Origin of the sequence: Periweissella cryptocerci (assembly GCF_004358325.1) — a bacterium.
Taxonomy (GTDB): Bacteria; Bacillota; Bacilli; order Lactobacillales; family Lactobacillaceae; genus Periweissella; species Periweissella cryptocerci.
The window spans coordinates 2,188,449-2,212,500 of the sequence record NZ_CP037940.1 but is presented as its reverse complement, the minus strand read 5'-3'; the positions used below and the strand labels follow the sequence as shown (position 1 = coordinate 2,212,500).

The 24,052-nt window shown below is 39.9% G+C and carries 18 protein-coding genes; 2 read left to right on the top strand and 16 right to left on the bottom strand.

The window, feature by feature from the left end; translation table 11 throughout:
- Positions 1-199: 199 nt before the first annotated feature.
- From adhE to EQG49_RS09630, 3 genes are all read right to left on the bottom strand, one after another.
- Positions 200-2,890 (bottom strand): bifunctional acetaldehyde-CoA/alcohol dehydrogenase, encoded by a 2,691-nt coding sequence (adhE, locus tag EQG49_RS09640; protein ID WP_133363781.1) that lies wholly within the window; start codon positions 2,888-2,890, stop codon positions 200-202.
- Between the two features lie 480 nt (positions 2,891-3,370).
- Positions 3,371-4,348, bottom strand: a complete 978-nt coding sequence (gene pta, locus EQG49_RS09635) for a phosphate acetyltransferase (protein WP_175577948.1) — start codon at positions 4,346-4,348, stop codon at positions 3,371-3,373.
- A 30-nt stretch (positions 4,349-4,378) separates the two neighbouring features.
- Entirely contained in the window at positions 4,379-5,068 is a 690-nt protein-coding gene (locus EQG49_RS09630) for a uracil-DNA glycosylase (RefSeq protein ID WP_133363779.1), read from the bottom strand.
- A 141-nt stretch (positions 5,069-5,209) separates the two neighbouring features.
- On the opposite strand from EQG49_RS09630, the gene EQG49_RS09625 reads away from it, so the two are divergent.
- On the top strand, positions 5,210-5,782 hold the full coding sequence (locus tag EQG49_RS09625) for an LURP-one-related/scramblase family protein (protein WP_133363778.1): 573 nt from the start codon (positions 5,210-5,212) through the stop codon (positions 5,780-5,782).
- A 497-nt stretch (positions 5,783-6,279) separates the two neighbouring features.
- Here EQG49_RS09625 and EQG49_RS09620 read toward each other — a convergent pair whose 3' ends face one another.
- The 7 genes from EQG49_RS09620 to pepV all read right to left on the bottom strand — a co-directional run bounded on the left by EQG49_RS09620 (position 6,280) and on the right by pepV (position 14,356).
- Positions 6,280-6,561 carry a hypothetical protein gene (locus EQG49_RS09620; protein WP_133363777.1) on the bottom strand — a complete coding sequence of 94 codons (282 nt, stop codon included), beginning with the start codon at positions 6,559-6,561 and terminating at the stop codon, positions 6,280-6,282.
- Positions 6,562-6,623: 62 nt separating this feature from the next.
- Positions 6,624-7,034, bottom strand: a complete 411-nt coding sequence (locus EQG49_RS09615) for a DUF2911 domain-containing protein (protein ID WP_133363776.1) — start codon at positions 7,032-7,034, stop codon at positions 6,624-6,626.
- Between the two features lie 44 nt (positions 7,035-7,078).
- On the bottom strand, positions 7,079-7,327 hold the full coding sequence (locus tag EQG49_RS09610) for a hypothetical protein (protein WP_133363775.1): 249 nt from the start codon (positions 7,325-7,327) through the stop codon (positions 7,079-7,081).
- A 635-nt stretch (positions 7,328-7,962) separates the two neighbouring features.
- Positions 7,963-9,420, bottom strand: coding sequence for an ABC transporter substrate-binding protein/permease (locus EQG49_RS09605; RefSeq protein WP_133363774.1), 1,458 nt, complete (start codon positions 9,418-9,420; stop codon positions 7,963-7,965).
- An 869-nt stretch (positions 9,421-10,289) separates the two neighbouring features.
- Positions 10,290-11,027, bottom strand: coding sequence for an amino acid ABC transporter ATP-binding protein (locus tag EQG49_RS09600; RefSeq protein ID WP_133363773.1), 738 nt, complete (start codon positions 11,025-11,027; stop codon positions 10,290-10,292).
- A 109-nt stretch (positions 11,028-11,136) separates the two neighbouring features.
- The gene (locus EQG49_RS09595) at positions 11,137-12,585 is read right to left on the bottom strand and encodes an ABC transporter substrate-binding protein/permease (RefSeq protein WP_133363772.1); all 1,449 of its coding nucleotides are present in this window, start codon (positions 12,583-12,585) and stop codon (positions 11,137-11,139) included.
- 355 nt (positions 12,586-12,940) lie between these two features.
- On the bottom strand, positions 12,941-14,356 hold the full coding sequence (gene pepV, locus EQG49_RS09590) for a dipeptidase PepV (protein WP_133363771.1): 1,416 nt from the start codon (positions 14,354-14,356) through the stop codon (positions 12,941-12,943).
- 223 nt (positions 14,357-14,579) lie between these two features.
- Here pepV and EQG49_RS09585 point away from each other — a divergent pair, with 223 nt between their 5' ends.
- Positions 14,580-15,410, top strand: a complete 831-nt coding sequence (locus tag EQG49_RS09585) for an NAD(P)H-hydrate dehydratase (RefSeq protein ID WP_133363770.1) — start codon at positions 14,580-14,582, stop codon at positions 15,408-15,410.
- 22 nt (positions 15,411-15,432) lie between these two features.
- On the opposite strand, the gene EQG49_RS09580 is transcribed toward EQG49_RS09585, so the two are convergent.
- From EQG49_RS09580 to EQG49_RS09555, 6 genes are all read right to left on the bottom strand, one after another.
- On the bottom strand, positions 15,433-15,903 hold the full coding sequence (locus EQG49_RS09580; protein ID WP_133363769.1) for an ion channel: 471 nt from the start codon (positions 15,901-15,903) through the stop codon (positions 15,433-15,435).
- Between the two features lie 371 nt (positions 15,904-16,274).
- The gene (locus tag EQG49_RS09575; RefSeq protein WP_133363768.1) at positions 16,275-17,873 is read right to left on the bottom strand and encodes a hypothetical protein; all 1,599 of its coding nucleotides are present in this window, start codon (positions 17,871-17,873) and stop codon (positions 16,275-16,277) included.
- Between the two features lie 407 nt (positions 17,874-18,280).
- Positions 18,281-19,309 carry an AI-2E family transporter gene (locus tag EQG49_RS09570; RefSeq protein WP_133363767.1) on the bottom strand — a complete coding sequence of 343 codons (1,029 nt, stop codon included), beginning with the start codon at positions 19,307-19,309 and terminating at the stop codon, positions 18,281-18,283.
- A 241-nt stretch (positions 19,310-19,550) separates the two neighbouring features.
- On the bottom strand, positions 19,551-19,817 hold the full coding sequence (locus EQG49_RS09565) for a hypothetical protein (RefSeq protein WP_133363766.1): 267 nt from the start codon (positions 19,815-19,817) through the stop codon (positions 19,551-19,553).
- A gap of 110 nt (positions 19,818-19,927) precedes the next feature.
- On the bottom strand, positions 19,928-21,289 hold the full coding sequence (locus EQG49_RS09560; RefSeq protein ID WP_133363765.1) for an FAD-dependent oxidoreductase: 1,362 nt from the start codon (positions 21,287-21,289) through the stop codon (positions 19,928-19,930).
- Between the two features lie 717 nt (positions 21,290-22,006).
- Positions 22,007-23,935, bottom strand: a complete 1,929-nt coding sequence (locus EQG49_RS09555; protein WP_133363764.1) for an ABC transporter ATP-binding protein/permease — start codon at positions 23,933-23,935, stop codon at positions 22,007-22,009.
- Positions 23,936-24,052: the final 117 nt, after the last annotated feature.

Genomic DNA, 24,052 nt, shown 5'->3' with positions numbered 1-24,052 from the left:
ACATCTCATCGCATTTTATAAATTCCACGTCAGACGGAATAGAGCCATTTTAATTTTTTAGGCAACAAAAAAGATTCCACCGGAGTGAAATCTCTTTTTATTATTAAGTTTATGTGAAACTCAACGTCGTTCAATTCCTACAACAACTCCTTTTCGAAAATTACAAGCAAGCTTGCATTTTCTCAGCAGGTGTCCAGATTTAGAATTGATCCTTCAAAAGTTGTTTGATTTCTTCTAATGAAGGTTGGCGTGGGTTACCAGGTGTGCATTGGTCGTTGTAAACAAGATCAACAAGCTTATCAACTGCGCCTTCGAAGTGCTTCTTGTCAACGCCGTTAGCTGAAAGTGAAGTTTCAACTTCAACTGACTTAGCCAAGTCAGCAATCTTAGCAAGCAATGCGTCTACAAGAGCAGCATCGTCTTTACCAGTCAAGCCAAGGAAGCGAGCGATGTCAGCGTAATCTTTTTGTGCAGTGTAAGTTTCGTAACGTGGGTATGGAGTACGCTTAACGTTACCAGTAACTGCGTTGAACTTAATTACGTGTGGCATAGCAATGGCGATTGCCAAACCGTGTGGCAAGCCGAATTCTCCACCAGTCTTGTGAGCCAATGAGTGGTTAATTCCGAGGAATGCGTTGGCGAATGACATACCAGCTAAAGTAGATGCGTTGTGCATGTTTTCACGTGCTTTTTGGCCTTCCTTAGTTGGGTTCTTTGGATCGTACTTGTATGAAGTAGTCAAGTTTTCAAAGATCAACTTGATTGCTTGTAATGCCCATGGACGGTTGTAGTCTGAAGACATAACTGATACATATGATTCAAGGGCGTGTGACAATGCGTCCAAACCAGAGAATGCAACAGTACGCTTAGGAACAGTCATAACAAATGATGGGTCCACGATGGCAACTTGTGGAGTCAATTCGTAGTCAGCCAATGGGTACTTGATGTGAGTTTCGTCATCAGTAATAACAGCGAATGGTGTAACTTCTGAACCAGTACCTGAAGTAGTTGGAATAGCAACCATTTGTGTCTTACGTTGGTGTTCGAACTTCACGATACGCTTACGGATATCCATGAACTTTTGTTGAAGTTCAGTAAAGAGTTCCTTAAGTGCTTCAGCATCTTCTAAGATACCTTCGTGTGAAGTTGAGTATTCGTATAAGAAACGAGCAATCTTACCAGCATCAAGAGCTGAACCACCACCAAGGGCGATCACAGTATCTGGTTGGAATTCTGCCATTTGCTTAGCAATATCGATAGCTTGGCTAATCGTTGGGTCAGGGCGAACTGAACCGTAGATTGATGTCTTAACTTGGTCAGCACGCAATGCGAATTGATCAAGAACCTTGTCAACGAAACCAAATTGAACCATACCTGGGTCAGCTACGATGAATGCGCGATCAACATCTGGCAATTCTTGCAAGTATGTGATGGCGTTGTTTTCGTAGTAGATATCCTTTGGTAAACGAACCCATTGTGGGCGGTTACGACGACGAGCGACAGTTTTAATGTTAAGCAAATCGTAAGTTGATAAGTTGTGTGACAATGAGTTCTTCCCCCATGATCCTGTACCAAGTGTCAAACTTGGACGTAATGCGTCTGTATAGATGTCACCAACACCACCGATTGAGTCAGGTTGGTTAACAAGGATACGTGAAGCTTCAACGGCGTCAGCGTATTCCTTAACAAAAGGATCGTCTTGAGCACCGATTTGGATAGCAGCATTGTGACCTGCACCTTGGTAGTTCAACAATGCGCGAACAATCGCGATTGCATTTTCACGGCTGTTAGACTTGTAAACTGACAAGATTGGGCAAAGTTTTTCTGATGAAAGCTTTTCACCAATGTTCTTTTCGTCCAATTCAACAAGGATAACATCCTTACCTTCTGGCATCTTGATACCAGCTTGTTCAGCAATCCAACGACCGCTCATACCAGCAACTGGACCGTTAACACCGTGGTTATCGTTAAATACGTAGTCAGCCAACTTGTCATAGTCAGCCTTTGGAAGTACATAGGCACCTTGTGCTTCTAATTGCTTAATGAAAGTTGCGTAAACGCTCTTATCAATAACAGCTGAGTTTTCAGTGGCACAAATCATACCGTTATCGAAACGCTTTGAAAGAAGTAAATCTTCAGCAGCACGTTCCAAATCAGCAGTGTAATCGATGTAGATAGCACCGTTACCGGCACCAACACCCATTGATGGGTTACCTGACTTCAAGGCTGCGTTAACCATTGAAGGTCCACCAGTAGCCAAGATTGAAGCAATACCGCGGTTTTGAATCAATGCAGTAGTGTTGTAAAGTGAAGGAACATCAACCCATTGGATGAAGTCCTTAGGTGCACCAGCAGCAACAGCGGCATCTAACACGATTTGTGCAGCAAGTGCTGATGACTTTTGAGCTTGTGGGTGGAATGCGAAGACAATCGCATTACGAGTCTTAGCAGATAACATTGATTTGAAAATAGTTGTTGAAGTTGGGTTAGTAGTAGGAACGATCCCTGCCAATACACCAAGTGGAGCAGCTAATTCAACCTTACCAGTAACTGGGTCTTCGTTGATTACGCCAACAGTTTTATCATTTTTAATTGCGTTGTATACAGATTCTGATGCAAAACGGTTCTTAGTATCTTTATCTTCAACAACCCCACGACCAGTTTCATCGTGAGCCGCATGAGCAAGACGTAATGAGTTTTCGCTACCGGCCAAAGCCATTGCAGCAACAATCTTATCGACTTGTTCTTGAGAGAATGTTGAAAATTCTTCAACGGCCTTTTGAGCCTTTGAAACTAAGCTTTCTGCTAATGCTTCAGCAGTGGCTACTTTTTGTGCCTTTTCTTCTTCAGTTAAAGGCTTTTTTGGAGCTTTTTTTACAGTTTCAGCCATGTTTGGTATCCCCTTTGTTTTGCTTGAATATTGTTTGTGCATTTCTTAACAAGACCTATGATATACCATCTTTTTAGTTTGTGCAACCCTTTTGTGAAAAAAAGTTCAACCTAATAAAAAATATCTTGTCAGCCATGCCATAAATTCCAGTATAGCAACGTTTTAGCTCAAATGCGAATCTGAACACTCGCTTTACAAAAACCGCACACTTTATACACAAAAAAGACATACCTTCGCAAATATGCCTATATCTTTTACTTCACAAGATTCCACTATGCCCATTCTAATACGCTTGCAACCGATTGTATCAAATGTGAGCGGTATAGATATAATTTTTTCTTGGTTTTTACAACAAATTATGATGACTCGCACTCCATAAAAAAATGGCCTAATTTCTCCCTATTCGTGAATACGGTAGAAATCAAACCATTGACCGGGAAACAAAAGTTAAAACCGTTGCTCCCCTGGTTCATATTTAAATTAGTTTAATGCTTGAGCTGCAGTAATGATTGCAACTTTGTAGACATCTTCTTCGTTAGCACCACGTGATAAGTCAGAAACTGGCTTAGCCAAACCTTGCAAGATAGGTCCAATCGCTTCGTAACCACCCAAACGTTGGGCAATCTTGTAGCCAATGTTACCTGATTGCAAGTCGGGGAAGATAAAGACGTTGGCGTGACCGGCAACATCTGAGTCTGGAGCTTTTGAAGCACCAACAGATGGCACAAAGGCCGCGTCAAATTGTAATTCACCATCAAGCGCTAATTCAGGAGCTAATTCATGCGCCAATTCAGTCGCTTCAGCAACCTTAGTTACTTGATCAGCCTTAGCTGAACCCTTAGTTGAGAATGAAAGCATTGCAACCTTAGGATCAATGCCAAAGACCTTGGCAGTTGCTGCTGATTGGACAGCAATTTCGGCCATTGTTGGTGCATCAATATCAATGTTGATAGCTGCATCAGAGAAGACATAACGTTCGTCACCCTTTTGCATGATGAAGGCACCTGAAATCCGTGATGAACCAGGAGCAGTCTTGATGATTTGGAGGGCTGGACGCACAGTATCACCAGTTGGGTGTGTAGCACCTGAAACCATTCCGTCGGCAAGACCCATGTAAACTAACATCGTACCGAAGTAGTTTACATCAGTGAGCCACTTAGTTGCAGTTGCTTCATCTGTCTTACCCTTACGACGTTCAACCAATGCTGCGACCATCTTAGCTAAATCTTCAGCTGGGTATGTTGCTGGGTCAAGGACAGTCAAACCACTCAAATCAAAATTGTTTTCAGCAGCGGTTTTTTCAACATCTGCTGTTGCCCCAAGCAAAATTGGCTTCAACAAGCCATCTTTTGCTAAACGCACTGCTGCACCTTGAACACGGACATCTTCACCTTCTGGGAAAACGATTGTCTTGTTCGTACCAGTAATCTTGCTTTGTAATTCTTCGAAAAGTTCCATGATTGTAATGCCTCCAAAAAATTTAAGTTATCAATCTATAATCGGTTGTGCGGGAAGTTGCCAGTCAATTGGCGTTTCACCAACTGAAACTAGTAACTCGTTAGTCTTGGAAAATGGTTTTGACCCAAAGAAACCCCGATATGAAGACAGTGGCGATGGATGCGAGCTTGTAATCGTAAAATTACGCGTCTGGTCAATCAACTTCAGCTTCAATTGTGCCGGTTTCCCCCATAAAATGAAAACAACTGGCTCAGGTTTAGCTGATAAAGCGCGAATTGCTTCATCAGTAATTGTTTCCCATCCGTGACCCTTGTGCGAGTTGGCTGCCCCTTCACGAACTGTCAAAACCGTGTTCAGTAGCAACACACCTTGCTTTGTCCATGGAATTAAGCAGCCATGTTCGACCGGTTTAATACCAAGGTCATCGTTCAATTCTTGATAGATGTTGCGTAAGCTTGGTGGTAATTTGATACCTAGTGCGACAGAAAAGCTTAGGCCTTGCGCCTGTCCTTGTTCATGATAAGGATCTTGACCGAGAATTACAACTTTTGTATCCGCAAAGCCGGTCCGCTCAAACGCCGCAAAAACTTCGGCTTTCGGTGGATAAACATTTGCAGTTGCATATTCTTGATGGACAAATTCACTTAACTTATTGAATTCGGGCGTTTGCAAGACCGGGGCCAAAATTGGCCACCAATCATTATGAATAAAAGGTGTCATATTTAATTTCCAATCTCGATAATATCTTAACATCTTGTGAATGTTTACACAATAATTAAATTTATCCGCTTTCATGTTAGAATAAAGAATAACAGATATGTTCAAGGATTGCTAACAATTAGTCAGTAGAAGGATAAAGCTATGCGTAAACTATACTTAAAACAGCAGAATAGTTCAAGCAAACAGACTGCAACGACAGTCCGCGATGTTGACGGTAAAGCTCAATACTTAGTGACTGGGCAATTTGGTCGTGCCAACGCTTTTGTCCATATCTATAATGACTTAGGCGAGCTAGTCGTTGAAATGGAGCAAACTTCATACGGGCTCTTGCCTCGTTTTGAAATCAAGACCAATCACGAAACGGTTGGCTCAATTGGTTTATCCCTTGGCTCACTGATTGACGTTGTCTATGTGCGGGGCTTAAGTTGGCTAATTAATGGTAGTTTAGCATCAGGAATCTATCACGCCTACCATGGACAAGAATTGCTATTAACCGTTAAGCCGACAGTCCTTGCGCAAGGCCCATATAATGAACTCGTCATCACTCATCGCGAAAACGAAGCCATCTTAATTGGGATTACGGTGGTCTTAAACCGCTGGCTTTTCAATGCTAAGTCGTCCCCACTCAAAAATCTTTTACGGCATCCGATGACCCTCGCCATTAATGAAAAATTCGAGGTTAACTCAAGTAACGAGGGCCGGCACTGCCACTAGTATCTGATATTTCTAGCACAATTATAATAGCCGTTGAACCCTTTATCGGATTCAACGGCTATTTTTTTGTTTAGATGATTTGAATATATATTGCTACCTGTTACTCACTCACCGGATGCGGTATATAGAATATCCCGGCTCTATCAATGCGAAAGCCATTAATCCCGACCGTTCCATCGAAATTACTAAAGCTTGGTGAAATCCGGTAATATTTAACACCATCAGAATTTGCGGGTTTAATTGTCATTTTTACCGCTGTAATGGGTGCTCCGGCTAAAAAGGTGTGTAACCGTATTGATCCATTAATCGATAAACTACTAACAAATGCAGTTAGCATTCCTAGTAATAAAATATAAATTGTAACGCGTCTTATTAGTTTCAAGCTATTTTCCTCGCCTAGTGTAACATCTTAATTACTCGATATTTTGTAATTTTGCCAAGTTAACTATTTAATGCGTTAACTCGCTTCTCCATAAAATAAAACAATCGGTATAAATTTATGCACTCACCGGATGTGATACATAAAATATCCCTACTTTATCAACACGAAAACCATTAACCCCAAGCGTTCCAGCAAAATTACTAAAACTTGGTGAAATCCGGTAATATTTAACACCATATTCAGTTGCTGGTTTGATTGTCATTTTTACCGCCGTAATGGGTGCTCCGGCAATAAAAGTGTGTAAGCGAATTGATCCATTAATCGATAAACTACTAATAAATGCAGTTAGCATTCCTAGTAATAAAATACAAATTGTAATGCGCTTTATTATTTTCAAGCTATTTTCCTCGCCTAGTGTAAACACATCTTAAATTTTTTATTTAACCAATTCCGATGTAATTACGACATTGTCTTCACCCTATTAACTCCCAAATTAGTAGGTGTCAATTTTACACTCTTGCTTCGTTTCTTATCTCGTACCTTGACCGTAACCTTAAACTTGCTTTTGTTATTAATTATTTTTTTCGTATTTAAAGTAAACGTTAATGATTTAGCTTTGCTACCTAACTTATACGTTCCTATTTTTTTGGAATCACTATAAATTATAATTGTCGCACCCGCTTTAGTAATAATTTTTCCATAATTTTGATAGACACCATTTTTAATATCGGCCCCCTTTTCATAGAAATCTGCTTTAGTGCTTGCACTATAATCAGCCAAATTTACAGCGTCAGGACTTGGGCTTACAATTTTATGGCCATATTTTTTAACAGTAGGTTTGGTAGTCGTATACGAATTACTTGAATACAATTGTTTTGATTCCTTTGCAAATACGGCAATATCAGGGTAGCCTACTATTTTGACTTTTTTGTAAATTTTCCTGATACCACTTTTACCTTATAGGATTTTTCACCAACACGAATTTTCACTTTTGATACTTTGTTTGCTTTACCACGTATGCTTAGCCGATTCTGGTCATATGTAAATTGTACATTTGTAATGTTCACTTTTTCCGATGCAATTGCACTTGTCCCAAATATATATCCGCTTGTGGCCGCCATAATTACCACTACACTCGAAAAAACAATTTCACTTTTTTTCATATTCACCCTCCAACAGCTTACTATTTTAGTGCGTTAATATTATATTTTCGCCACTGTTCACTTTGGGCTCCAATTTATACAACTTAAAACGTTTCCGTTCATCCATAATATATTCTCCTTAATTCCCAAAGTAAGCTAAAGATTAATCAAGCCCCTTAATCTTTAAAATAGATAATACAACATCGATAAATGATTCACAATACCAATTAACGTCTAATTAGAGTAAATGTATTATTCGCATTTTGAATAGTTGTGGTTTTTCTTATGTAACATTTAATTTTGAATTAACACAGCCAAAAAACGTGCTGTATCAAATGAAAGCTAGCCAACACTATAAGAAAACAACTATCAATATTAAGCATTCACAATCCCATGATTCTAATATTCGCCAACGATAACTTTTATCTTTATTTCACAAACTCATTATTTCATGTTTCTTTTTTAATTAATTGTATTAATAACGTGAAAGCGTAAAAATCGACACCTTAAATTTTTTTATCAAACACTAAGCTTAATGAACAACACAAATTTATTATCCGATTACCACACAGTATCACTGCTGACTAACGCTACATGCCGTTACCGATTCATTTGACATAAAAAAATCCCGCTAATTTATTAGCGAGATTTTTTCATTATTTATTCAATTTGCGGTCCACCCAGTTAGCGAGGAACGTTAATCCTGTGATGATGACCAGATACATTACTGCGACAATCAACCAAATCCGGAATCCTTGCATGTTCCGTGAAATGATTACTGTCCCAGTTTGCGTTAATTCAATGATACCAATTGCCGAAAGAATCGAAGTATCCTTCAGGGTAATAATAAATTGGTTAATAAATGAAGGTACCATGATTTTGATTCCTTGAGGCATAATGACCTTCATCATGGCTTTACTATATGGCATTCCCAATGAACGTGCTGCTTCCATTTGTCCCTTATCAACAGCATTCAAGCCGCCCTTAACGAAGGCCCCAATATAAGCCCCTTCATTTAAGGTCAACGTAATCAGCCCTGCTACCATTGCTGGAATTTTTTGCCCAGTTAGTGATGGAATCCCAATGTAGATGAAGAACGCCAATACCAACAGTGGTAATCCTCGGAAAATATAAGTGAGTATGCCCCCAACACCTTGGGCCAGCTTACTTGGCACGACACCGAGTAAGCCAATAATGACACCAAAGATTGTCGCAAAGAATATTCCCGCCACCGTTAATTCGAGGGTCTTCACAATCCCATGTGCAAATTGCTTGTGGTTTTGCTTTAACAATCCCCAGATTGAGTTAGTTTCTGCCTTGCTGCCAGAGAATTTAGTTTCGCTCGCACCAACATATTTTTGGACAATTTTATCGTAAGTTCCGTTGGCTTTAATTTTGGCGAAACCGGCGTTAAAACTTCTGAGCAGTTGTTGGTTTTTACCTTTTTTAACCCCGAAACCGTAATAGCCGGAGTTAGCTGGTTTAGAAATAATTGCTAATTTTGTCCCATTTTTAATTGCATATTTCATCACTGGTTCATCTTCAAATGTCGCCACGGTGTTCCCAACCGCCACATCGTTGTACATTGTATTGGAATCGTTAAAATACGTGACCTTAAAGCCATATTTCTTTTGAATTGAGAGTGCATATGTTGCAGCACCGGTCCCTGTTTTCAACGCAACGGTCTTGCCCCGCAAATCTTTAAGTGATTTGATTTTGCTATCCTTAGCAGCTGCAGCAATCACCCCAGTTTTGTAATATGGCGTCCCAAAATCATAGACTGCTTTCCGTTCAGGCGTAATCGCCATCCCCGCCATAATCCCATCAAATTGACCAGACAGGACAGCTTGAGCTCCTGAGTTAAATGAAATTGGCGTCATTGAATACGTGAAATGTTCTTCCTTAGCAATCGCAGCAATAATATCAATATCAATCCCCACGTATTTCCCGTGTTTATCTTGAAATTCAAACGGTGGGTACGTTGAATCGGTCGTTAAATTATAGTGTGGTTCACTACTTTTCTTTGCAGCATCGGTTGTCTGAGTGATCCCCATCAAAAACAATCCTGCTACTAAACTCAATAATAAGCGATACATCCATTTTCGTTTTACCATACTATCCTCCAAAGTTATCTGCATTCAATCACCCTCCCTGATTCTACATTCGATAGATAAATAAAAAAACAGGTAAGGCAATTAATTAGTTGCCTTACCTGTCATTGAAATTCATCAGTCTACCATCTTACATGTACATTTTAGCTGATTATCAATTCGAGTAATGCAAAAAGGGCGCATTATTATCAGCACCCAAATTGTTATTATTCAAATTATTAGTGGCTTGTGCCATCAACATGCTTACTTTACCTTGTTTCATTTCACAAACCACCTTTCTAATTAACTAAATTCGCATATAAGTTATCAATAGCCAGAACATTCATTACCACCTGACTATCATGTTTATTAATACTTGCTAATTATTTTACCACAAGATTAAAAATTTATCAGAATTTTTTTGCAATCACGATCCGCTTACCTCTAGAATATCAATTTTTGAAACCACTATCCACCACGGAATATACCTTAAGCAGTAATTTGAGTACATCACAAAATCAGCGATAACTGATTTGCTTGAATCTCCCCACAATGACCACTTTTTCTTAATTTGAACATTATTCCTAACTAACGGAGTGCCAGCAAATTACTTGGCGGGCGCAGCCTTTACACCGCGACTGGGGTGATATGTGTGCAACACATGTCGCCGCTGAGAATAAGATGAGGCGTCTTAGGAATTTATTCCTTAGACGCCCAGCTTATTCGAACCTCACAAGACCGCATTTTGGCTTGTGAGGTTGCTTCCAGCGTGGTGCACCAAGTAATTTACTGGCACGGAGTGGCCAATTTTATTCAATCCCAAGTCAGACGAAATAGTGCCAAATTAAAAAGCCCACCTAGAAATTAATCTAAGTCAGCTTTTCGACATGCTATTAAACGTTCAAAACTTTATTCAAGAAATCTTGTGTCCGTGGATCTTGTGGATTATCAAAAATTTCTTCTGGTGTACCTTCTTCACGGATATAACCATCGGCGAAGAAGACTACACGGTCCGCTACTTGTTTGGCGAAGCCCATTTCGTGGGTTACGACAATCATAGTCATTCCATCTTCAGCCAGCTTCTTCATAACACCAAGAACATCCCCGACCATTTCTGGATCCAAGGCTGAGGTTGGTTCATCGAAGAGCATGATACTTGGCTTCATGGCTAAGGCACGCGCAATTGCGACCCGTTGCTTTTGACCACCAGATAATTGACCAGGTTTTGCATCGGCTTTTTCACTTAAACCAACTTGTTCGAGCAAGGCGAGCCCTTCTTTGTGTGCTTCTTCCTTGGTCATTTTACCCAATTCCATTGGTGCCAATGTCACATTTTCCAAAACCGTTAAGTGTGGGAAAAGGTTAAAATGTTGAAACACCATCCCAATATTTTCACGCGTTTTGTTCAAGTTAGTCTTTGGATCAACTAAGTCCCAACCGTTAATAATCAATTGACCACTTGTTGGTTCTTCTAACTTGTTCAATGTCCGTAAGAAGGTACTCTTCCCCGAACCTGAAGGACCAATCATTACAACCACTTCGTTTTCTTGAACTTCAAGATCAATCCCTTTTAAAACTTCGTTGTCGCCATATGACTTGTGTAAATCTTTTACGATAACTTTTGCTGTCATTTGTTTATTCCTCTCTTTAACGTGCTCGGGACTGAGACTCGTCACCATATCACACACTGTTCTCAACTACTTTTAAACTTATTATTGGCAAAGCAGTCTACCTAACCTATTACTTCATGCGCTTTTGCACCCAATTTGATAACCAAGTTAATAACGTGATTACAACTAAATACATTACAGCCACAATCAACCAAACTTTAAATCCTTGCATGTTCCGTGAAATAATAATTGTCCCAGTTTGCGTTAATTCAATAATCCCGATTGCTGACAGGATTGATGTATCCTTCAATGTGATAATGAATTGGTTAATGAACGATGGCACCATGATTTTCACACCTTGTGGCATAATAATCTTCAACATCGCCTTACCATATGGCAATCCAAGCGAGCGGGCAGCTTCCATTTGGCCCTTATCAACAGCTTCAATCCCACCGCGGACAAACGCACCAGTATACGCACCTTCATTCAAGACCAGTGTAATCACCCCAGCAACAAAGGCCGGAATTTTATCACCAGTTAAGTTAGGCAAACCGATATAGATGAAGAATGCTAACACCATCAATGGCAACCCACGGAAAGTATAGATGATTGTCGTTGAGAGTCCCCGGAGCCACTTGATTGGTGAGACACCCATCAAACCGATGATAATCCCCCAGATTGAGGCTAAGACAATCCCCACCACGGTTAACTTCATCGTTTCCCACAGGCCTTTGGCAAATTGCTTCTTGTTTTGCTTAATCAAGCCCACAAAGGTGCTATTGTCCTTCTTTGAACCAGAGAACTTTGAAGCTGAGGCACCAAGATACTTGGCAACTATTTTGTCATACTGACCACTAGCTTTGATTTTAGCAAAACCATCATCGAATGAAGCTAATAATTGTTTGTTAGAACCTTTTTTAACGGCGAACCCGTACCAACCGGCCAATGCTGGTTTAGTCACAATCTTCAGCTTCACGCCATTCTTAATCGCATATTGCATAACAGGTGAATCTTCAAATGCCGCGTCCGAGTTACCAACTTGGACGTCATTGTACATTGTGTTGGAGTCGTTGAAATACTTAATTTTGAACCCGTACTTTTTTTGTAAGCTGACCGCATATTGTGCTGATCCAGTCCCAGTTTTCAAAGCAACTGTTTTGCCCTTCAAACCACTCAAACCAGTAATCTTACTTTTATTGTTAACGGCCATCACAATCCCAGTCTTATAGTATGGTGTCCCAAAATCATAGACCGCCTTACGTTCATCTGTAATTGTCATCCCCGCAATAATCCCATCAATTTGCCCAGTTGCTACGGCTTGAGCACCTGAGTTAAAACTCATTGGCATTAATTTATACGTGAAATGTTCTTCTTTAGCAATTGCCGCCAGAATTTCCATATCAATTCCGACGTACTTGCCATTCTTATCTTCAAATTCAAAAGGTGGATACGTTGTATCAGTCGTGATGGTGTAGTGTGGTTCCTTTGCTGCGGCATGTACCTGTGGACCCGTCGCCATATTCAATCCCAAAAGTACCGCAAACGTAACTATTAACCAGCCTAGCCATTTTTTAAACATGCTGTCCTCCAAATTAAATTCTCATGTAATTACAATTTTTAGATAAAATAAAAGACAGTCTGTGCGATCATCCGCATAGCCTGTCTCCAAGTACCGCTGACTATTGTGCGAAACATCGGAATCTATGCGAAAAAGACACAATTATTATTTGCGTTTAACTCACTATTCTTCCAATTATTTTCAAATAAACACATCTTGTCGGCTCCTCATTTTTTCTAATTACTAAGAATATTATCATTATCTTACGCGTTTGTCATGTTTTCGAGCAAAATATTTACGCATCACCAAAAAAAACGTCCAGAAATACGTAATTTCCGGACGTTAATAATTATAAAGTTATAGTTAATTCATCGTATTAGTTAGCTTGTGTTGCCAAACGTTCGATAGCTTCACCGTAAATTGCAGCAGCCTTTGTTAATGATTCAATCGTCATGAATTCGTTAGCTTGGTGCATTGTGTCAGTGTCACCGGGGAAGAGTGCCCCAAAGGCAACACCACGATCCATTAAACGACCGTAAGTTCCACCACCAACAACTTCAGGCTTACCATCAAGACCAGTTTGCTTGTTATAAACATCAATCAAAGTCTTAACAATTTCATCATCTTCAGGAACAAAGTGAGGTTCCATGTGGTGGCCTTGGATTTCAACAACTGCATCGAAGCCTTCGATAGCATCATTGAAGCCCTTTTCGATATTAGTAACGTCAACGCCCTTAGGGTAACGGAGGTTCAAGTTGATGAAACCATCTCGTCCATCGTCAAAACGTTGGATACCAATGTTCATCGTCAAGTAACCCATGATATCATCGATGTAGTCGAAACCGAGTTTCTTACCCTTGGCATCGTCGTGAGCAATACCACCAAGGAATGTTAAGTAACCTTTAGCAGTCCCACCAAAATCAAAGTCCTTCAAGAAGTTAGCCAAGTAAGTTCCGGCATTTTCACCAACTTCTGGAGTTGCACCGTGTACTTGGTGGCCGTTAATTGTAAATTCAATACCATCTGGAAGGGCATCAAATGAACCAGTAATCTTGGTGTTAGCTGCCAAGTATTCGTTAAAGGCTTCAATCATTGCACTAGCATCAGGTGCTGCCACAACGGCAACTGCCTTACCAGGGACCATGTTAGGACGTAAACCAGATTCAAAGCTCTTCAAAGTGTAAGTACCTTCATTAGTACCTTTGAACTTGATTTCGTAAGTCACGTTACCCTTTTCACCATTAATTACTGGGAATTCGGCATCAGGTGAGAAACCAATTGTAGGTTGTGGTTCAACTTCAAAGTAACGATCCATGTCTTTCCAATCGTTTTCTTCATCAGTCCCAACAATGAAACGTACACGACGCTTCAAAGGTGCACCACTTTCCTTCAAAATTTTCATTCCGTAAAAGGCTGCCATTCCTGGTCCCTTATCATCAGAAGCACCACGGGCAATTAACTTACCATCTTTGATCACTGGTTCAAATGGGTTAGTTTCCCAACCTTCACCAGCTGGCATCACGTCAACGTGGGCGAGGACAGCCACTGATTCTTCAGCATCTTCAGGTCCGATTTCAGCATAACCAACAATGTTATCAATGTTCTTAGTCCGGAAACCGGCATCCGCAGCAATTTTCAAAAATGTTTCCAAAGCGGCCTTAGGACCAGGTCCTACTGGAGCATCTGCAGTTGCGAGTGAGTCATCACGCACACTTTCCACACGTAACATTGTTTGTAAATCATTTAAAAAGTCGTCTTGACGGCTTGCAATTTCTGCTTTCCAATCAGTCATCTAAATAAATCCTCCATTTTCTAATATCTGGTAACATTTTATCACAAATGGTTTTGTTATAATGGATATATTACCTATGAATATAAAATTAGTCTAATAACTTTTCTGTATTCTTACCACTGCGTACTTGGAAACCACCTACATCACGCTGGCAGCAATCCGCCCAGCCACGAATTTTAGTCCTGATGACTGAATCTACATACACAAAATAATGGAGGAAACTATGCAAGTAATTACGGAACAAGTTTTACGTGATGTGATTAAAATTCGCCCCGAACAATCACACAAAGGTACTTTCGGACGAATCATGTTAATTGGTGGTCACAATAATTATCATGGCGCAATTATCATGAGTACGATGGCGGCAGTGAATGCTGGCGCTGGCCTCGTAACAAGCGTGACTGACGCCAAAAATGTGACCGCGTTGAACATCAAGTTACCCGAAGCGATGGTCATCGATATGCGCCAGATTTCGCAAATTGCTGAGTTAATTACTAGCCAAGATGTTATCGTCATTGGACCTGGATTAGATACTGACGACATGTCTTTGGCGCTCCTAAACCTTGTCTTAAATCATGTGACTGCAGACCAAAGTTTAGTAATCGATGGTTCAGCATTAACCTTATTATCAGAAAATGATTTTCAATTACCTAAAACTAAGATCACCGTTTTGACACCTCACGAAATGGAATGGCAACGAGTTAGTGGTATTCCAATCGCAATTCAAACCCCCGCTAATAACCAACAGGCTGCCGATGAACTTGGCGCAGTTGTCGTCTTAAAAAAGCATCACAGCGAAATCTATCAACCAAACGTCGCACCACAGCAGCTGCTTGTCGGCGGTCCTTATCAAGCGACTGGTGGTATGGGTGATACGTTAGCGGGGCTCATTGGTGGCTTTTTAGCGCAATTCCCTGATAAAGCCCAAGCGACCATCGCCGCCACTTATGCTCACAGTGCCATTGCCGAAGAAATTGCTCGTGACCAATACGTCGTACTCCCAACTCAAATTAGTGCGGCTTTGCCTACTTACATGGCCCGTTTTGCCAATTAAATTCACTAAAAAAAGATGAAACTTAGTCAGTTTCATCTTTTTTTGTATCATTATTTTTATTTTTTCGCAGTTCTGATACTAAGTTCTGCAGCAGTTGTTTAGTCTCTTCATGTTCAGATAATTGTTCACGTAATTCTTTGATTTCTGTTTCAATGCTTTCAAGCTTCTCAAAATGGGCTTTACTTGCACGATACCAATTGGTAATTGTACTTGTTAACACCCCGATAATGCCAATCCCTAAGAACATCAGTATTACCGCCACAATTCGACCAAGGACGGTATGTGGATAAATATCCCCGTACCCGACCGTCGTTGTGGTTTCAATTGCCCACCACATTGCATCCCAGAAGCCAACCCCTTCAACAAATGAAAAGATTACCGACGTTGAAAGTAATAAAATTACCGCCACTATCAATAAATAGTACAATCCAGAATGGTTAAAAAAACGGCTCATTCTTTGTTGCCAAAAAATTAATTTTTCTTTTTTATTCATCTGTTACCCCCACGTCATTCGGTTTATTTTCATTATAACGCGGGGATATGAAGCAATTTTGAACTTTTCACATAGTTACAATCGGATTAACGCTCTTTGGAAAAAAACAAACCCCAAACACGTCAATATACATTAAAATTAATGGGTTTATGCTTTAGCACTACTACTGAACTAATAAAAAAACTAGACTTAACTTCGAGTGCTTAAATGATAGAGCCGCCTTTCCTTTGTCCATTAATTTTCTTCATCACTCAATTTTAAAATATTTAATAACGTTATACGGAACGACGGTGATACTGAATGTGTACCACCTACTTTGTACTTAGGCACACAACACATTTCGTTTCTTAGTAAACTTTAGAAACATTCAACTATTGAGTTGACGCAGCTTTTAGCTTCTCAATCAATCCCAAAATAAATCCAGTCTCGTATGCCCCCTTTATGGAATAGCAAACATCTAATTTATTAGTATCATCACTCAGCTTTGTAAATCCATTTTGTATGGCCAACCTTTTTAACGTCGCTATATCGGTAAATAGCCACTCGTTGACTCCATCATCAACAACTACCCCTTCGCTCTCGATACGGTACCCTATATTGTTGTCAATCAAAAATGAATATTCATGCAAATCCGTAAAAACTTCAACATGCCCGGATAGTTCATTAATGTAGCTCAACACCTTTTCATCAATTTCAATGGTTGTAATCAACATTTCAAACCAATTTTTTTGCTTAACGAGCTCCTCAAAAAAGATATTTGTTGCTGTTTGCATTGTTAAGTAATTCGGATATTGATATGCATCAAAAGATTGATTTTTTGCATTTTTGTAATTCACAATATCATCAACCAATTTAATCACATAATCTGTATGATTTTTCGGAAACGAATAGTTCCCCCATGTATTCTTGGTTCGATTTGAATTTGCGTTTCTAACTGCGCGCCACAGTAATGCATAAATTTGACTAGGTGTGAATACATTTATCCAGCGTAAGATTGCGTCTCGCATTTTTTCAGTTTTAAAGACAAATTGCATATCCTCAATTTCATGCTCCGCAATCCGAATTAGTTCATTCAGTGCCTGTTCACTCCACATTCTATTAATTTCATCCATTGAAACGTTTCTTAAAATATCCAAAGGATGCTTCAAATCATCAATTGTTCCATCAACATTGATTAACCAGCTGCACAACGTTATATTTACAGATTGTGCTTGATACTCATTTTTATTATTTTCAATTAATTCGAAAGCACTAATCTCAGAATCCGGACTAATAATAAGGACATTTCGAGTAAAAAAATGGGAGATGATTTCTATATCAAACGTGATACCACTTTTTTCTGCGACTGTTTTAATTGGTAGTAGTCTATTAGAATCGGTAGTACCAAGCTCCTGAATTACGACCGCAAGTTGCAGTCGTTCATTTAGGGAAATTTCATCCAATGCAACCTTGTCAAGGTTAGAATTCAATTCGTTTAGCAACTCCCTAAAACGGTCTTGTCTCTGTACTTCTTCAAATTTTTTAGCTTTTATTTTATCAAGTTCTTTTTTTCTCTCTTGCTCACAATTTTCGCAATAACACGTTCCAGTTAAAAAATGTCTTTTTGACGTAAATTGTTTATGTCCACAATTTATACATTGATAATCTAACTTAGTCGAATCGTTAACCGTGCGAATACCTCGATTTATTACATTACTTTTAGTTGGCGCAACGATGTACATTGCCGAATCACACCATCGACACTTCACCTGAGAGTGAATAATTGGAAACTGACTTGTTAATTTACTATTTGCAATCTTCAAATTGTTTTTTTCAATCACATCTTTAGCACTCATTTTTCCCGAATAATAGTTTCCCATAATTTCAGAAACATCAAACGATGACATCTCACTTAATTCGCTTTCACTTGCAAACCGAAATGATTCCCCTTTTATTGACTCTGCAAATTCACTTATTTTGTTTTCACTCATGATCTCATCCTTTAGAAATTTATTATTAACTACGCTAAACATTTTGCCTATTAGACCCCTGAGTTTAATCAGCGGGTTTCAACTGACTGTACCAAATGGTTACATTGCACAATCAGCCAACACATCGGCATAGAATTTCTTGACACTGACATTTCCTTGAGCTTCATGTCCCTCAGAACTTTGCTTAGATTTCAATACAAAAATAAATGAATAGAATATCATGTACTACGCTTAAGCGACTTTAGGTTCACAACGTTAATTTGACTCAATTGATTAACAAATATCTCTAGCATCTCTAGCTAGTTATACTTATTTAGACTATCAATTGTTAGTCATTTGGCTCTAACACCATCGTAAACGCTTACATTTTAAGACTCCCCCCTCTCGCATTACAAAAAAACAATTTCTTAACGATTCTTCATACTACCAGCGAAATTATTTACGTGGAAGATATCCAACAAATAAGACACCATTGGTACACCGAGGATTAAACCCCATGCACCAAGGAAATGTTCGGCCACCAACAAGGTCACAAATGTTAAAAAGATTGGCATATGTGCCCGTGATGACATCAACCGCGGATTCAAAAAATATGATTCAAGCATGTGAATCAAGATAATTAGTATCACCAAGGTAACCACTCGTTGGTAACTTCCTGTCGACAAAGCAATCAACAGCAATGGCACACTGGAAATCAACATCCCCGCCACTGGCACAAGGCCAAATATGAAGACAATCATCCCCAAAACAGCTGGACTAGGCATACCCATAATCGTCAAACCAATCACCATGATAATTGTATTAATAATATCGATGATTAATTGCACTTCGATAGTTTTACCTAAAATAGTGATAAATTTGGCGCCAATTTCATGCACGTAAGAAAAGAATTTTGGAAAACTCGACTGCTTAAAACGGTCACCAAACTTAGTTAAACTTGGGTAAGTTAGCGAGAAAATCAAGCTCAAAAATAAAGCTAACGCAATCCGAATTAGTATATCTATCACGGAAGTTGCAACCGTCAAGCCGCCTTTCAAGACATCTTGCCAATTCTTAGACAACCGATCAAGGACGTTAAATTGTTTATCGTACTTTGACACCCATTGATCTAATTGTGGGTAACTGTTCAAGCCATGTAGAATTTTATCGTACAAACCCATTCCTTCAGTCATCAACATTGGTGCAATAAAACTAATCGCTCCCACCACGATACCAACCACCACCACGTAGAACAAGATGACCGCTGTGCCATAAGGAATAGGCGTTTTTTTAGCAATCCACTTTGATGCGTGTAAGCCAAAGTAAGCAAAAATTGCCGTAAGCAACATTGTTGGCAAAAAGCTGCGGACCAACCATAAAATTGCCAACACAATAATTAGTGTGACGTATAATTGGCTGTCGCGCTTGCTAAACCATTTTTGCATTAATTCAAACATAAACCCTCCCTTAAAAATAACGTATGCATTATTCTAGCATTAATCAGCAGTTGATTCTATGCAATTGAAAAGTTCCTCGGATGACGGCGCACCTGCCCGATTACAGTTAAGCCGTCAGTTATTATTTTGCTTCCATATTAGTCTTCGTGAGCCTAAAAATCCCGTTTTTCACCTTGAATGACAAAGGAGAAAACGGGATTTACAAGTTTAAAACGAGTTATTTCCTAGCCGCTTTACGCGATTATTTCTTTGAGCGCATTTGAAAAGTTACGCGCATTCGTTGGTACTTATCTTCTGAAGGTAAGGGCTTCATGTTCAAGATTTTTTCAACCGGATTAGTTTTCATAAACTTATCCATATCTTGTTTCCCGTATTTACCTTCAAAAACTTCAGTTCGTTGCATGTTTTGCATATCATTGTCCTCATATTCATTAAGTATATTAAAGTTATTCGTACTTTCAAAACCAAATCCACTGGTTTTCGATCCGCCATTGTTAATTGACTTCATTGTAATAATCACCACTAGTAAGTATAGAGCATCTGTGTGGTGATAACTAATTATAAATATAAAAATGGGCTGGAAAAACTTCCCCAGTCCATCGTAATTATTCGCTTAACTTAGAACGCTGCTTCACCCAACGCATGCTTAGCCGCCAAATTGAGCAAACTCCATTGCCGGTCAAAACCCGGTTGGAAAAAGAAATCAGCTTCCGCCAAATCTTCCAATGTCATGCCCCCTTTGATAGCCAACGCAATTGTATTGGCATGCGCGGTAATATCGTACGTTGACATTACTTGGCCACCTAAAATTTTATGCGTCGCAGGTGCGTAGATTAATTTCACATACGCCTTAACGTTGCCATCATTTTTAACGAAACTAGGGCGCAACGTATCTTCATAAAATGAACCTTGCACCTCAATTTCAAAACGTTCAGCCGTAGTTTCATTTAACCCAGTTGAAGCGAACTTGTAATCAAACACACTCAGCGCTGACGAACCAAGTACACCTGCAAATGGGCGTGATGGTATCGTTTCTGTAATGTGATTAGCGACATATTGCGCTTCACGTCGCGTGGCTGAAGCAAGCGCCACCGGTCCACCATGCATTTGGGCTGCCATATTCAAGGGTAAAATTGCATCACCAAGTGCATAGATATCTTTATTAGATGTCCGCAAATACTCATCAGTGGCGATATTACCGCGATCAGTTACCTTAATTACTCCGCGTAACCAATCGGTATTGGGCTTCACACCTGCCGCAACAATAACCAAATCAGCCGGATATTCCTGGGTGCTAGTCTTAACACTTGAAACTTCCGTGTCCCCTACAAATTCGGTGATTGTTGCTTCCATGCCTAACTCAATACCGTGTTTTACTAAATCTTCTTCAATCAGTTTGGTTAATTCTGTATCCAAATAAATACCAAGCGGATGCTTAATCAAGTCGAGCATCACGACATGTTTGCCAGCTTGTCGGAACACTTCGGCTGCTTCCACACCGATATAGCCAGTCCCAATTACCACGACATTTTTGACTAGTGGATTGTGCAATTTTTCCCGCAGTTTCAATGCCCAATCCCGACCACGCATCAAGTAGATATTATCTAATTCGTTGCCTTTAATTGGGAGTGTTGCTGGATTAACCCCACTACTTAAAATCAATTTATCATAGGTATCAATAAATGTATCCCCAGATACTAAATTTTTGACACTCACCGTTTTTTTATGAAGATCAATTGCCGTAACTTGGTGCCGACTTAACACCTTGCCACCTTTAGCTTCAATTTTGTCTGGCCTGAAATTACGAACGTCATCAACCCCAGTGACTTTATCCTCAAGAAATAACTGCATACCACATGACATAAATGACACAAAATCACCTTGCTCATAGATTGTTACATCCATGTCAGTATACTTATCTAGCAACTCAACCGCTGCTTCATGTCCACCATGTGATGCACCAACAATAACTACTTTCATAATATCCCCCATTCCATTACGACTACCCCAACAATTTAATAATAAATCCCCGTTTAATAGTCGTAATTTTCACATTAATTTACTTAGAACAGTTCTAATATAGTTCCAAACAATAATTTAATCAACCATTACCGAAAAATTATAGTTAATTTTCCGCACAAACATACTCCGCACCAATCGCCGATATTTTTGCACGCCATATTATTATGTTTTAGCTCGAAATTCATAGTCCCAAAAGAAAAGCTAACATGGTCATCGTCAAAAAAACGCCACCTCACCGGATGACGTTAATTTTACTATTTATTCTGGCATGGGCTTGTCGTTTCCGTACTTTTCAATCATCGAATTACTGGGGTTCTACTGTCAGTTTTTCCATGTCACTGTGGTCTATGGTTAGTACCTGTTTTCCGCTAGTTTAAGAACTACTAACTAACGGAGTGGCGGTAAATTACTTGGCGGGCGTAGCCTTTACACCGCGACTGGGGTGATATGTGTGTAACACATGTCGCCGCTGAGGATGAGATGAGGAGTCTTAGGAATTTATTCCTTAGACTCCCAGCTTGTCCGAACCGACCAAGACCGCACCTTGGCTTGGAAGGCTGCTTCCAGCGTGGTGCGCCAAGTAATTTACTGACACGTAGTGGCCAATCTTATTCAATACCACGTCAGACGGAATAGAGTCGTTAATTTTACTATTCAAATTTATTAGTTACGTAATTAATCAGCAGCTAAAGCATCAATCGTGTTCAACTTTGCAGCCTTACGTGATGGTACAAATGAAGCTAGCAATGCAATGACGATCGCGATGATGATGGCAAAGGCCACATTACCAACACTGATTTGCACGATGCTGTACTTGATCATACCATGCAATGCCGTATTCATAATCAATTCAACTGCGTACGCTGCAATCAAACCAGTGACAGCTGAAATTCCACCAATCAACAACGCTTCATTCGTGAACAACTTACGCACATCCTTTGCCCGTGCACCAAGAGCGCGGAGAACCCCGATTTCCTTAGTCCGTTCGGCAACTGACATGTAAGTCGTCACGATAATCATCAAGGCTGAAACCAGTAATGAGATACCAGCAATCGCGGCTAGCACGTATGAAGCAAGCGAAGTAATCGTCTTAATTGTATCAAGGATTGCGCCCGCACCGGAAACGCTGAACGCCTTCTTACCATGCGCATTCGTCAAGCCCTTAACTGCCTTAGTCGCCACCTTGACATTATCCACGGTGTTCACCTTAGCCGCAATGAAGTTTGGTTGCACATCAGCTTTGGCACCTTTTAACATTGAGGTCATCGTGGCTTTAGTAACAAGTGATCCAATGGTTTGGTAGCCAACTACTTTCAACTTACGTGAGGCCATCACAGGCTTACCTTGCTTATCCATCGCTTGGATTTGCACCGTGATAGTCTTACCGATGATTTTCTTGTAATTCTTCTTGTTCCAAGCTTGAGCAACAGAACCTGAATCAACCACAATTTCATTCTTACCTGGCATATGGCCTTTGGTAATCCCTGATTTTTGAACGGCTGGTGTGACTGTTTGAATCAATTGAATGTTGTTAATGGTTTTGTTTTCAACTTTGGCAGTGAAGGTTGGAATGTAGAATCCCGCAGTGGCTGACTTAATATTTTTCACTGATTTGACCTGATTGACGTCGGCAGTTGTGATATCGGCAGCCTGTGGATTCTTACCATTGGTCTTCTTAGAAATTTGTATTACTTGCGGATTAACCATGTCCGTTACTTGTGAACTGATGTAACCTTGAATCCCGTTACCTAACCCGAGAAATAACATTACTGAGAAGATTCCAATCGCAGACCCAAGCGTAATCAAAATGTTTTGTCCCTTCTTGAATTTCAAGTGGTCAAAGGCCATTTTCCAGAGTGCGCCACCCTTCAAAGGTTTTGAAGTTAACCGTGCCGCTTTATTAGCTTCGGCATCGTATTTATCCTTTAATTGAATTTCTTCATCAATCACACCATCAGCCATATGCAAGATGCGCGTGCCATAATCCGCAACCGCTTGTGAGTGTGTCACTACAATCACCAACTTACCTTCTTTGGCAATTTGGTTAAGCAGTTCAAGGACTTCAGTCGTATTAACTGAATCCAACGCTCCGGTAGGTTCATCGGCAATCATGACATCTGGATCAGCTGCCAGTGCACGGGCAATCGCAACCCGTTGTTTTTGACCACCCGACAATTGACCGGGGTATTTATTGATGTGTTCGCCTAAACCAACTTGTTTCAATAATTCAGTAGCTCGTTGCTTGCGTTCCACTGCCGTCAAAGTCGTCATGTTTAATGAAGTTTCAACATTTTGTAAATTAGTTTGATAGTTAATCAAGTTAAAGCTTTGGAAGATATAGCCCACGGTCTTACGCCGATATACATCTAATTTCTTCTCTTGCTTATGGTCAAGGGTTTCACCGTTAACGACGACCTCACCATCAAACTTGCGGTCTAGGCCACCAATGATGTTCATCAGTGTTGATTTACCACCACCAGATTCACCAAGGATTGACACGAATTCTCCCAATTCAAAATTTAAGTTAATGCCCTTCAAAACTGGAAATTCGGTTTTGCCTAAGTAATATGACTTACGAATGTTTTTTAATTCCAAGAATGCCATTATAATTCTCCCGTGAGTCCTTTAGAACTCGTCTTTTCTATTTAATGTTTGTATCTTAACCCTACAAATTAATACAGAAAACTTAAATGCGATAAGTTGCATCATTTATGCGCTAAC